The 12660-nt window shown below is 55.6% G+C and carries 8 protein-coding genes; 1 reads left to right on the top strand and 7 read right to left on the bottom strand.

Features of this window, described 5'->3' with window-relative positions:
• Positions 1-55: 55 nt before the first annotated feature.
• The 6 genes from J4377_RS02165 to J4377_RS02140 form a co-directional block, all read right to left on the bottom strand.
• The gene (locus J4377_RS02165; protein ID WP_089039310.1) at positions 56-691 is read right to left on the bottom strand and encodes a sarcosine oxidase subunit gamma; all 636 of its coding nucleotides are present in this window, start codon (positions 689-691) and stop codon (positions 56-58) included.
• Positions 684-3734, bottom strand: a complete 3051-nt coding sequence (locus J4377_RS02160) for a sarcosine oxidase subunit alpha family protein (protein ID WP_253486476.1) — start codon at positions 3732-3734, stop codon at positions 684-686. Before J4377_RS02160 ends, J4377_RS02165 begins: the two co-directional genes overlap by 8 nt.
• Positions 3731-4072 (bottom strand): sarcosine oxidase subunit delta, encoded by a 342-nt coding sequence (locus tag J4377_RS02155; RefSeq protein ID WP_038480866.1) that lies wholly within the window; start codon positions 4070-4072, stop codon positions 3731-3733. The genes J4377_RS02160 and J4377_RS02155 overlap by 4 nt, the downstream gene beginning before the upstream one ends.
• Before the next feature lie 25 nt (positions 4073-4097).
• Positions 4098-5348, bottom strand: coding sequence for a sarcosine oxidase subunit beta family protein (locus J4377_RS02150; protein WP_083000851.1), 1251 nt, complete (start codon positions 5346-5348; stop codon positions 4098-4100).
• A gap of 12 nt (positions 5349-5360) precedes the next feature.
• A complete protein-coding gene (gene glyA, locus J4377_RS02145) occupies positions 5361-6674 on the bottom strand; it encodes a serine hydroxymethyltransferase (protein ID WP_253486474.1) in 1314 nt (437 codons plus the stop codon).
• 321 nt (positions 6675-6995) lie between these two features.
• Positions 6996-8102, bottom strand: a complete 1107-nt coding sequence (locus J4377_RS02140; RefSeq protein WP_120387294.1) for a hybrid-cluster NAD(P)-dependent oxidoreductase — start codon at positions 8100-8102, stop codon at positions 6996-6998.
• A gap of 363 nt (positions 8103-8465) precedes the next feature.
• Here J4377_RS02140 and J4377_RS02135 point away from each other — a divergent pair, with 363 nt between their 5' ends.
• A complete protein-coding gene (locus J4377_RS02135) occupies positions 8466-9752 on the top strand; it encodes an aromatic ring-hydroxylating dioxygenase subunit alpha (protein WP_253486472.1) in 1287 nt (428 codons plus the stop codon).
• 64 nt (positions 9753-9816) lie between these two features.
• On the opposite strand, the gene fdhF is transcribed toward J4377_RS02135, so the two are convergent.
• A complete protein-coding gene (fdhF, locus tag J4377_RS02130) occupies positions 9817-12651 on the bottom strand; it encodes a formate dehydrogenase subunit alpha (RefSeq protein WP_253486470.1) in 2835 nt (944 codons plus the stop codon).
• Positions 12652-12660: the final 9 nt, after the last annotated feature.

Raw genomic sequence — 12660 nt, 5'->3', positions numbered from 1 at the left:
GTATCTCTGTTAGCGGCAGAAGATAGCGGCCGAAACAGCGTTTCGGCCTGCCTGCTTATTGTTCTACGTTCACGCCATACTCTGCTGCTGCATCCAGTAGCCAGCGGTAGCAGTAGTCGGCAAAACTGCGCCGCACGACTAACTCCCAACGCTCCTCACTGGGCCGACGAAGGATGGTCGTGGCCTTGGCGAAAACGGTAGTAACGCCTTTGCCCACGGGAAAATGGCGGGGATGAACGTCGTAGATCACCGCTTTCATCAACAGCTCGCGGGCCGCCTCTCCGGTAATCTCTAACACCGTCTGCCCACCGCTGACATCGCTGATGGCGTAATGGGAATCCCCTAAACGCTCCCGCAACTGCGTCTCTAGCGGAAACTCCTCACCGCCAGGCACAATCACCAGCCACTCGTCAGGGGAAAGCCACTGAATGGACCGCTCGCCGCTGGCATCCTGCACCAGCGCCTGGGGCTTACCAGGTAAGCTAATCCCCAGCACGTCGCGCACCGCCTCATCGAGAACGATAGCACCGCCTCGTAAGATCAGATGCCCTAGCATTGCCCGCTCGCGTAGCTGAACCCGACTTGAACTACCAGTACGAGGAGCGCCACTATGGCGGTAGCTAAAGGCTAACGGGGACTCTACCGGGATAGCGGTATCAGTACGGGTATCGAAAGTGGCCGCATTAGACATTTTGGCGCTCTCCCTTGGGATCATAAAAAACGGTGCTGACGATTTCAGCTTCGTGAACTTGGCCGTCTGCCATAGGCAGATAGACGGTTTCGCCCATTTTCTTGAGGCCGCCCTTAACCACCGCTAAGGCAAATCCAGAGTCCAGAGTTGGGCTGTAGTAGCTTGAGGTCACATGCCCCACCATGGGCATTGGGATCGCATGCTTGGGATCAAACACAATCTGGGCCCCCTCCTCCAGCACCACCGTTGGATCCTTCGGTTTGAGACCCACCAGCTGCTTGCGGTTTTCGCGCTTGGTATCCGTTCGCGTCAAGGCTCGCTTGCCAATCCAAGAGAAAGGCTTGTCGTAACCTACACACCACTGCATACCCAGGTCTTCCGGCGTCACCGAGCCGTCGGTTTCCTGGCCAACGATAATAAAGCCTTTTTCAGCGCGCAGGACATGCATGGTCTCTGTGCCATAGGGCGTCAAGCCATACTTCTCGCCATGCTTGAACAGGGTCTGCCACACGTGCATGGCGTAGTTGGCTTGAACGTTAATCTCAAAGGTCAACTCACCGGTAAAGGAGATTCGATAAACACGCGCAGGCACCCCGGCCACTTTCCCCGCACGCCACTCCATAAACTTAAAGCTATCGCGGTCGAGATCGATATCCGTCATCTCAGCCAGCAGCTTGCGTGCTTCGGGGCCGGTGATCGTCATAGTGGCCCAGTGGTCAGTCACTGAAGAGAAGTAGACATCCAGTTCTGGCCACTCGGTCTGATGCCATAACTCCAACCATTCCAATATCGCTGCTGCACCACCGGTGGTGGTGGTCATCAAAAAGTGATTTTCAGCAAGACAGCTGGTCACACCATCATCAGTGACCATGCCATCATCTTTGCACATCAAGCCATAACGGCACTTACCAACCGCCAGCTTCTCCCACTTGTTGGTATAGACACGCGCCAGAAATTCACGCGCATCCGGCCCTTGAATGTCGATCTTGCCAAGCGTCGAAGCATCGAGAATACCCACTTTCTCGCGCACCGCTAAACATTCGCGAGCTACCGCTTCGTGCATAGTCTCGGTCTTGCCATTCACCTTCTGTGGGTAGTACCAGGGACGCTTCCACTGGCCGACGTCCTCAAACTCGGCGCCGCGCTCAACGTGCCACTGATGAAGAGCGGTATAGCGCTCGGGATCGAACAGATCACGGCAGTGACGACCCACGATAGCGCCAAAGGTCACCGGCGTATAATTTGGCCGAAATACCGTGGTGCCCACCTCGGGGATGGAACGATTCAGGCAGCGAGCTGCAATGGCCATACCGTTAATATTGCCCAACTTGCCTTGATCGGTACCGAAACCCATCGCGGTATAGCGCTTAATATGTTCGATAGACTCAAAGCCTTCCCGGGTAGCCAGTTCGATGCCCGCCGCAGTGACGTCGTTCTGCAGGTCGACGAATTGCTTCGGCCCGCGCAGCGTGGATTTCTCATGGGGAATCTGAAAAAGTGCCACCGCAGGCCCCTGCTGGAGGCGTTCAACGCTAGGCAGGTTAACCGGCTGAGCCGCGTGGCCTGTGGCTGCTGCTGCTTTAACACCAGCCTCAACACCCTCAGCAAGTACGTCTCCCAACGCATAGGTGCCATTAGCGCCACCGCAGGCATGAACGCCCTTCACTAGCCTTGGCACAAAGCCGAGGATATCGTCACGCCAAGTAGGCCGCGCGCCAGTATGGGAAGCCAAGTGGATGACCGGACTATAACCACCTGAGCTAGCAATAGTGTCGCAGGCCAACTCCTGGACTGGGCCGCTGACTCGGTAAGCGCCAATATCGATCTTGGCCACCCGAGCGGCAGTGACTCGGTTGCTGCCTTTCGCCTCGATAACGGCACTGCCGGTGATGATCTTGATACCTTGTGCGCGGGCGGCATCGACCCAATACCCTGCAGGTGCTTCGCGGGCATCAACAACTGCTACCACCTCGCAGCCTGCTTCCTTCCAGTCTAAGGCGGCGCGATAGCCATCATCGTTGCTGGTGGAGAGCACCAGTTGGCGACCTGGCACGACACCATAGCGTCGAATGTAGGTAGAAACAGCGCTTGCCAATAGATTGCCTGGAACGTCATTTCCCGCATACACCAATGGCCGCTCGTGAGCGCCTGTGGCTAGGATCACCTGGCCAGCGCGAACTCGATGCATGCGGGAGCGTACCGGGCGGCGGCCATTGACGACAGGCGCCGTTTCGCCCAGATGCTCAGTACGCCGTTCGTGCAGTGTCACAAAATTGTGATCGTGATAACCGTTAGCCGTGGTGCGTGCCAGCAGTGTGACGTTCTCACATCCGGCTAGCTCTTCAAGCACCCGAGCAACCCACTGGTCTGCCGACTTGCCATCCAGAGTTTCGCGGCTACCCAACAGTGATCCGCCCATCTCTTCTTGCTCATCGGCAACGATCACCCGCGCACCGCCACGGGCAGCAGCCAATGCTGCAGACAAACCAGCAGCGCCAGCGCCAACGACCAGCACATCGCAATGTTGATGAAGGTGGTCATAGCTGTCTGGATCGGCTTCCATAGGGCTGCGGCCCAGGCCTGCCGCCTTACGAATGTACTTTTCGTAGGTCAGCCACATCGACGCCGGTGCCATAAACGTCTTGTAGTAGAAGCCCGGCGGCATAAATTGCCCACCTAACTTGCCTATCAAGCCCATCAAGTCGCGCTGTACATTAGGCCAACCGTTGGTGCTACAGGCGGCTAATCCATCAAACAGTGCTTGTTGGGTAGCGCGAACATTGGGTACCTGTGCCGCTTCAGTACTGCCTAATTGAACAATGGCATTGGGTTCTTCGGCGCCTGCGGCAACGACGCCTCGGGGGCGCGAGTACTTAAAGCTGCGGTTAACGATATCCACACCGTTAGCCAGCAGCGCCGAGGCCAGGGTATCTCCAGGGTGCCCTTGGTAACGCTGACCGTTAAAGGTAAAGCTCAACGTGCGAGAGCGATCGATTCGGCCACCTGCCTTTAGGCGGAACACTTGTTGCTTAGACTGACTCATGCCCGCACTCCTTCTTGATGGCTTACCGCTGCCGCCTCGCGAGGCTGCTTTTGGCTGTCGGCGGTAATCGTCGGCTGCTCGCCCATTTTGTAGGTCTCAAGAATCTCGTAGCTCACCGTGTGGCGCGTCACGTTGAAGAACTTGCGGCAACCCACTGCATGCACCCACATTTCGTGATGCACCCCTCTGGGATTGTTGCGGAAGAAAAGGTAGTTCCCCCACTCTTCATCGCTACACGCCTCGGGCTCTTTGGGTCGCTCAATATGCGCTTGGCCTTTGGGGTGAAACTCCTCTTCCTCACGGTGCTCGCCGCAGTAGGGGCAGTAGATATAAAACATGACGGATACTCCTCTCGTATTTACCCTAGTGGGCCACGCCGGCAGCGCCGTGCTCATCAATCAGCGCACCGCTATGGAAGCGGAACATGGAGAACGGCTCAGCAATGGGGTGCATCTCACCCTTAGCCAAGCTGGCAGCGAACACGTGACCCGATCCTGGAGTAGCTTTGAAGCCACCCGTGCCCCAACCACAGTTGAAGAACAGCCCCTTCACCGGTGTTTTAGAGATAATCGGACAGGCATCCGGACAGGTATCGACAATACCGCCCCACTGACGATTCATACGCACCCGAGAGAAGATCGGGAACATCTCGACGATCGCCTGAAGGGTGTGTTCCACCGTAGGATAGCTACCGCGCTGACCATAGCCGTTATAGCCGTCAATGCCAGCGCCGATGACTAGGTCGCCTTTATCAGACTGACTGATATAGCCATGCACGTGATTAGACATCACCACGGTATCGAGAATCGGTTTGATCGGCTCGGAGACCAAGGCTTGTAGCGGGTGGGATTCCAAAGGCAACTGAAAGCCGCCCATATTGGCCAACACGCCAGAATTACCGGCGGTCACACAGCCCACTGTCTTGGCTTCGATATCGCCACGGTTGGTGTGCACACCGTAGATCCTACCGTCACGGATTTTGAAGCCGGTAACTTCGGTCTGCTGGAGAATGTCTACCCCGTGAGCATCAGCACCGCGCGCATAGCCCCAGGCCACAGCATCATGCCGCGCTACCCCAGCACGCGGCTGCCAGGAAGCGCCCATCACTGGGTAGCGAGCATTCTTGGAACAATCCATGATTGGCACCAGCGCCTGCACACCTTTGGTGTCCAGCACTTCGCCATCAATGCCGTTTAGGCGATTCGCGTTAACCCGGCGCTGGATATCGCGCATATCCTGCAAGGTATGCCCCAGGTTGAGCACCCCTCGCTGGGAAAACATGACGTTGTAGTTAAGGTCTTGAGAAAGCCCTTCCCACAGCTTCATGGCATGTTCGTAAAGGGCTGCCGATTCGTCCCATAAGTAGTTCGAACGCACGATGGTCGTATTACGGGCGGTATTACCACCGCCCAACCAGCCCTTCTCGATCACCGCGACATTCTTGACACCGAACTCTTTGGCCAAGTAGTAAGCCGTGGCCAAACCGTGGCCACCACCACCGACGATGATCACATCGTACTGCTTCTTAGGCGTGGGATTGCGCCATTGGCGCTCCCAGTTTTCATGGTGGCTCAGCGCGTGCTTGACTAGGCCGAAGCCGGAATAGCGTTGCATAGGAGCCTCCTCTCAAGCAATGGATTCGACGGCTTCAGCGACAGCTTCAGCATAGACAGGGTGCCGGGCACACACGTCACTCACTTTAGCCAGCACCTCGGCCTCGATGGCAGCGGTATCACTCCCAGCAGCTAATACGTCTAGGATGTCGCAAATCCAGCCAGCTAGTTCGCCACACTCTTGGGCATTGAAGCCACGCGTGGTGACCGCGGGGGTACCAATACGTAGACCCGATGTCACGAAGGGGCTCTGCGGGTCGTTAGGCACCGTGTTCTTATTAACGGTGATATGCGCGCGGCCCAATGCTGCATCCGCATCCTTACCCGTGACGCCCTGCTGGATAAGCGAGACTAAGAACAGATGATCTTCGGTACCACCCGACACAACATCATAGCCGCGCTCCATGAATACGTTGGCCATGGCTTGGGCGTTGTCAATCACCTGCTGCTGGTAACGCACAAACTCCTGGCTCATGGCTTCCTTGAACGCCACCGCTTTCGCCGCGATAACATGCATCAATGGGCCACCTTGCTGGCCTGGGAAGACCGCACCATTAAGCTTTTTATAGAGCGCCTCGTCGCCATCCGCAGACAGAATCAGGCCGCCACGGGGGCCACGCAGCGTTTTGTGGGTAGTCGTGGTGACGACGTGGGCATGAGGCAGCGGGCTCGGATAAAGGTTAGCTGCCACTAAACCTGCAACGTGGGCCATGTCGACCATTAAGTAAGCACCCACTTCATCAGCGATAGTGCGGAAACGACGCCAATCCACCACGCGAGAGTAGGCAGAGAAACCGGCAATGATCATTTTCGGCTGATGCTCACGTGCCAAACGCTCAACTTCTTCGTAATCGATCTCACCGGTTTCCGGCTTGAGGCCGTACTGAATAGCGTTGTAGTGTTTGCCCGAGAAGTTAGGGGCGGCGCCGTGGGTTAAATGGCCGCCGTGGGCAAGGCTCATACCTAGAATAGTATCGCCAGGTTTGACGAGTGCCATGAACACAGCGGCATTTGCCTGGGCACCGGAATGCGGCTGCACATTGGCATAATTGGCACTAAATAAGTTGCAGGCACGCTCAATGGCTAAGGCCTCAACCTTGTCAACGAATTCACAACCGCCGTAGTAGCGACGGCCTGGATAGCCTTCCGCATACTTGTTAGTCAGTTGGGTACCCTGCGCTTCCATGACAAGTTGACTGGTGTAATTTTCGGAGGCGATCAGCTCAATATGCGCTTCTTGGCGCACCGTTTCTTCAGCAATTGCTTCTGCAAGCAAACTGTCGTAACTGGCCAAACGTGCTTTGGGGGAAAAATTACTTTGAAGCATTATCGCCTCCTGATGAGTGACTTTTTTATTAAGTGCTGGACGTTCTCTTTAACGCTGACAAACCAAGGTTCCTATCAACCGGGGTCTTTATTAACCAGAGTTTCTATCAACCAAGGTTCCTATCAACGTTTTCTTACCGCGATACTATCGTTGGTTTCCTAGCCCAAGATACTTGTTGACGTCACCACTCGATGCATTTGCGACATCGACATCAATTAGCCAGGCTGCGCAGATAGACCGTCATTGATTACCCATAAAAAAGCGCCCTAAACGGCAAAAGCCATAAAGGGCGCTTTACTGAAGTATTAAAAAATGACTGCGTTAAAAATCGACGACGAGGTCCCCTTTAGGACGACTGCAGCAAGATAGAATGTATCCTTCTGCGACATCCTCATCCGTAATGCCCCCGTTATGCTCCATATCCACCTCCCCCGACTTGAGCTCTACGCGGCAAGTACCGCATATCCCCATACCACATGCTTTGGGGATATGCAGACCCAACTTCGCCGCTGCAGCATGCACCGTTTCGCTAGGCTGAATGCGCACACTTTTGCCGGTCGATGCGAACTCAATGCTGTGCAAGTCATTGCTATCAACATTTTCAGCATCGACTTCTGCTTGCTCAGCCAGCTCACGCACATCATCACGAACGTCGACAGGCGTGGCGCCAAACGACTCTTCGTGATAATGGCTCATATCAAAGTTATGGTGCTGCAAAATACGCTTGATGGCGTTCATATAGGGAGTTGGGCCGCAACAAAAGATCTCCCTCTCCATAAAGTCCGGCACCATTAATTCGAATAACGGCTCGGTGAGATAACCCCGGTAGCCAGCCCACGCCTCTCCAATATCCTCTTTACTCTCACAGATAATATGCAGTTTGAACTCAGGGATACGCGAAAACATATGCACCAATTCACGGTGATAAATGACATCGCGGGGAGCTCGAGCACTATGTATAAATTCAACATCCACAGCGGCATTAGTATCAAAAAGCCAACGTGTCATGGACATTAAAGGGGTAATGCCAACACCGCCGGAGAGGAACAACACTTTCTCGGCGGGAAAGTCGATCGAGTTAAAGTTACCGACTGGCCCATGCACCACCAGCTCGTCGCCTATTTTTAAATTGGCATGCAGCCAATTGGAAACCTTGCCTCCCGGCACCTGCTTAACAGTGATCGAAAAGCTGTAAGGAATAGAGGGTGAGCTTGAGATTGTATAGGAGCGCATGATCGGCTGATTATCGATCTCAAGCTCAAGGGTCACAAACTGGCCAGGCTTGAAGAAGAACAGTACGGGTTGCTCCGCCATAAAACAGAACGTGCGTACATCTTGGGTTTCTTGGATCACCTTAACGCAACGTACCTGGTGGCGGCCGTTAGTCCAGGTTTGGGTCGTGACCGGGTTAAAGAAATTAGTTGTCATTATCGCCTCTGCCTGACCAGCCTTCATCGCTATGCATTACCGAACCGTATTCGCTATACAGCCCAGCACCGTTGATGTGCATTTTGGGGACGCTCCTCTTAGCCGACTTACCTGACAACGACGCGCACTTACCTCGTGCCACTCTTTATTGCTTAGAAAGCTCTTCTTTAGTCGCCGCTACGCCACCTGATGTCGCGGGCAGATAATTGGCAAGGATGTGCCTGCAACACAATCAGACACTGACATCAGGCCCCATTCGAATAAAACGCCAGGTTACGCAACAGAACAACAAGATAAACAATCTTGACTAACGGCCGCCACGCAGCCCTTGAGGGGAAAGCGGAGGTTTACGAGGATACTGGTATGGAAAAAAGTGTTTCTAATATGATGGACGACCCACTGGCTGCGGCTCGTGAGTCAACGGCCCATATGCTGCAGGAAAGGGCGCGTACCTTTTCTCTTCCGCAACCGTTTTATAACGATGCCTGCCTGTTTGCTCTTGATATGCAAGAGATTTTCGAAAAAGAGTGGTTATTCGCAGGCATGACATGCGAGATCCCCTCCAAGGGTAACTTCATCACCTTGGATATTGGTGACAATCCCATCGTTATTGTGCGCGGTAGTGAAGGCGTTATTCATGCGTTTCACAATGTGTGCCGCCATCGCGGTTCGCGTCTGTGCGTAAAAGATAAGGGCAAGGTGGCAAAACTCGTCTGCCCGTATCATCAGTGGACTTACGAGCTTGATGGCCGATTGCTGTTTGCCGGTAGCGACATGGGCACTGACTTCGACCTCAACCAGTTTGGCCTCAAGCCGGTCAACGTCCAAACAGCTGGCGGCTTCATCTTTATCAACCTGAGCGATGAACCACCTGCAATTGACGATTTTCTGACAACGCTTGAGCATTATCTCGAGCCGTACCAGATGGACAACGTCAAGGTTGCCACGGAATCCAGCATCGTCGAGCAAGCCAACTGGAAACTCGTGATCGAAAACAACCGCGAGTGCTACCACTGTAACGGCGCGCACCCTGAACTGCTTAATTCGTTGCAGGAGTTTGATGATACCGACGACCCCCGCGCAACACCCGCTTATAAAGCGCTGGTGGCGCGTAAACAAGCAGATTGGGATGCCGAACAGGTGCCCTACCAGTTAAAGCGGTTTGGTAAACGCAACCGCCTGACGCGTACGCCACTGCTGGATGGCATTGTCTCCATGACAATGGATGGCAAGCCCGGCAGCAAGAAACTGATGGGGCGTTTATCAAGCCCCGACATGGGCTCACTGCGTATCCTTCACCTGCCCAACTCATGGAACCATTTCATGGGCGATCACGCAGTGGTATTTCGCGTGTTGCCAATTGGTCCGCAGAAAACCGTGGTAACTACCAAGTGGCTGGTTCACAAGGATGCCGTGGAAGGCGTCGACTACGACCCCGAACAGCTTCGCCGAGTATGGGATGCCACCAACGACCAGGATCGCCAGCTCGCCGAAGAGAACCAGCGCGGCATCAACTCAAAGGCTTATCAGCCTGGGCCTTATTCTGAAACCTATGAGTTCGGTGTTATCGACTTTGTCAATTGGTACGCCGCCCGCATGCTTGAGAATCTAGGCCACGAGGCTCCCGCATTGCAGCTAGCCCAAGGCTAGCGACGTCGCTTAACACAAGACACACAATTAACTGGCCCGCTTATGCGGGCCAGCTTATCGGCTCCTAAGATGCTTCAGAGCGGCTCAACCGGCAGGCAGCGTACTTGAACTCTGGAATCTTTCCATACGGATCCAGCGCTGGGTTAGTGAGTAGGTTCGCCGCCGCTTCTTCATAACAGAAAGGCACGAAAACCATCCCCTCGGGCATGCCCGGATCCGTCCTGACCTTGAGGGTGATGGCCCCTCGCCGAGTGGTGATTGTCAGGTCATCGCCTGGCGCCAATCCCAGCCGGATAAGCTCAGCGGGCGCCAAGCTCGCCACGGCTTCCGGCTCCAGGTCATCGAGCACTTTGGCACGGCGGGTCATGGATCCGGTATGCCAGTGCTCTAACTGACGTCCAGTAGTTAGCACCGTCGGGTAGTCGTTATCGACTGGCTCATCCGGTGGCAGCGGGCGCGTAGGCGCGAACTTCGCCCGACCACTGACGGTTGGGAAGGCCTCACTGAAGACTACGTCTTGTCCCGGTACATCCTCCGCTGGACAAGGGTAGGTTACCGACTGCTCGCGCTCCAAACGCTCCCAGGAAATATGGTCGAGAGAGGCCATACCTTGTTTCATCTCGGCGAAAACGTCCTGCGGATGCTGATAATTCCAGTCGAGACCGAAGCGTTTGGCCATTTCCTGGATAATCCACCAGTCCGGCTTGGCCTGGCCCGGTAGCGGCAAGGCCGCACGCCCCATCTGCACTTGCCGATTGGTGTTGGTGACGGTGCCATCCTTCTCAGGCCAAGCGGAGGCAGGCAGAATGACATCGGCGAATTGAGCGGTTTCAGTGACAAAAAGATCCTGTACCACCAGATGTTCCAGCTTGGCCAACGCGGCCCGCGCATGGGCCAGATCCGGGTCGGACATCGCCGGGTTTTCACCCTGGATATACATGCCGCGAATGGTGCCCGCAGCGATAGCATCCATAATTTCCACCACGGTGAGACCCGGTGTGGGATCCAGTTTGGTATTCCACAGCTCTTCGAAAGCACTGCGTACCTGAGCATCGCTAACCGGCTGGTAGTCCGGCATTACCATGGGAATAAGGCCGGCATCAGACGCCCCTTGAACGTTGTTCTGCCCCCGCAGAGGGTGCAAGCCAGTCCCAGGGCGACCGGTCTGGCCGCAGGCCAGCGCCAGCGAGATCAAACAACGGGCGTTGTCGGTCCCATGGGTGTGCTGGGAAATGCCCATGCCCCAGAAAATCATTGCCCGCTCGGCGTTGGCATAGAGCCTGGCCACTTCGCGAATGGTCTCTGGCTCAACACCGCACAAACCGCTCATCGCTTCGGGGGTCATGTCCACCGTATGTGTCTTCAGTGCCTCAAAGCCCTCGGTATGCTCGGCGATATAGGCCGTGTCATAGAGCTCTTCGCTGATGATCACATTGAGCATGGCATTAAACAGCGCCACATCCGTACCCAGTGAAAAGCGAACGCTGCGATGGGCGTAGGCATCCAACGCCTGACCACGGGGGTCGAGTATCACTATTTTGGTACCGCGCTTGGCGGCCTGTTTAAAGAAGGTGGCCGCCACCGGATGATTTACTGCGGGGTTACAGCCGGTAAGAATCACTACATCGGCCTGACTGGCCTGCATAAAGGAAGCGGTTACTGAGCCTGAGCCGATACACTCCATGAGCGCTGCCACCGAACTGGCGTGGCACAAACGGGTACAGTGATCTACATGGTTGGAGCCAAAGCCGGTACGCACCAGCTTCTGGAACAGCCACGCCTCTTCGTTGGAGCACTTGGCACTGCCGAACCCCGCCAAGGCATCAGGGCCATGATTCACTTTAAGGTTTACAAGCCCGCTGGCGGCCACCTCAAGGGCTTCGTCCCAGCTCGCCTCGCGGAAATGCGTCAGGGGCTTGGCGGGATCGAAGTCTGGGTCGATTCCCTTTGCGACGCCCTCACGACGAATCAGCGGGGTAACAAGCCGAGATGGATGGCGCGGATAGTCATAGCCGAAGCGACCTTTAACACATAGTCGGTTCTCGTTTGAAGGACCGTCGCGGCCCTCCACATAAAGGATCTTATCGTCTTTGATATGGTAGGTAAGCTGACAGCCAACCCCGCAGTAGGGACATACTGAGTCAACCTTACGGTCAGCCACGGCAGAGTCTCCGTGCCCTTGCTCATCCACTAGGGTGGCAGGCATTAAAGCACCCGTGGGGCAAGCTTGAACACACTCGCCGCAAGCAACACAGGTGCTGTCTCCCATAGGGTCGTCGAAATCAAATACGATCTTAGACGCCGCCCCACGGTGAGCCATACCGATAACATCGTTAACCTGCACTTCGCGACAGGCACGCACACACAGATTGCACTCAATACAGGCATCAAGGTTAACGCGCATGGCAGAGTGACTGCTGTCTTGCTCCAGGCTACCCGCCCTAGGTGCCACATGATGCACGGTAGCCGTCTCACGCTCTTCGCGCTTGGGCAGCTTGCGGCGCACCGCCGTGGCATCAATGGCCAGCTGGTCAGCCATGGCCCAGAAATGGCTTGAGCTGTCGGGGCTCTCTTCGCGCTCAGGCTGGTCGACTAGCAGCATTTCCATGACCATCTTGCGGGCCGTGTGCGCGCGTTCAGAGCTGGCACTATTAACCACCATACCGGGTGCCGCTTCGCGCAGACAGCTTGCGGCCAAGGTGCGCTCGCCCTCGATCTCCACCATACAAGCACGGCAGTTGCCGTCGGCGCGATAGCCGCTGGCATCCTTGAAACACAGATGCGGAATGGTCTCGCCGGCGCGCTTGGCGACTTGCCAGAGGGTTTCACCGGGGTAAGCGCTGACGTCAACGCCATCCAGGGTCAGGGTAAAGCTTTGGTTTAAGCTCTGTTCACTCATGCTGATCTC

It is taken from the genome of Halomonas sp. XH26 (genome assembly GCF_024138895.1).
Lineage (GTDB): Bacteria > Pseudomonadota > Gammaproteobacteria > Pseudomonadales > Halomonadaceae > Vreelandella > Vreelandella alkaliphila.
The sequence above is the reverse complement of the archived record's forward strand: the minus strand, read 5'-3'. Positions and strand labels throughout refer to the sequence as shown.

Excerpts from the sequence above, each read along its gene's own strand:
- J4377_RS02165 (WP_089039310.1), bottom strand. The coding sequence starts at position 691 with ATGTCTAATGCGGCCACTTTCGATACCCGTACTGATACCGCTATCCCG.
- J4377_RS02160 (WP_253486476.1), bottom strand. The coding sequence starts at position 3,734 with ATGAGTCAGTCTAAGCAACAAGTGTTCCGCCTAAAGGCAGGTGGCCGA.
- J4377_RS02155 (WP_038480866.1), bottom strand. The coding sequence starts at position 4,072 with ATGTTTTATATCTACTGCCCCTACTGCGGCGAGCACCGTGAGGAAGAG.
- J4377_RS02150 (WP_083000851.1), bottom strand. The coding sequence starts at position 5,348 with ATGCAACGCTATTCCGGCTTCGGCCTAGTCAAGCACGCGCTGAGCCAC.
- glyA (WP_253486474.1), bottom strand. The coding sequence starts at position 6,674 with ATGCTTCAAAGTAATTTTTCCCCCAAAGCACGTTTGGCCAGTTACGAC.
- J4377_RS02140 (WP_120387294.1), bottom strand. The coding sequence starts at position 8,102 with ATGACAACTAATTTCTTTAACCCGGTCACGACCCAAACCTGGACTAAC.
- J4377_RS02135 (WP_253486472.1), top strand. The coding sequence starts at position 8,466 with ATGGAAAAAAGTGTTTCTAATATGATGGACGACCCACTGGCTGCGGCT.
- fdhF (WP_253486470.1), bottom strand. The coding sequence starts at position 12,651 with ATGAGTGAACAGAGCTTAAACCAAAGCTTTACCCTGACCCTGGATGGC.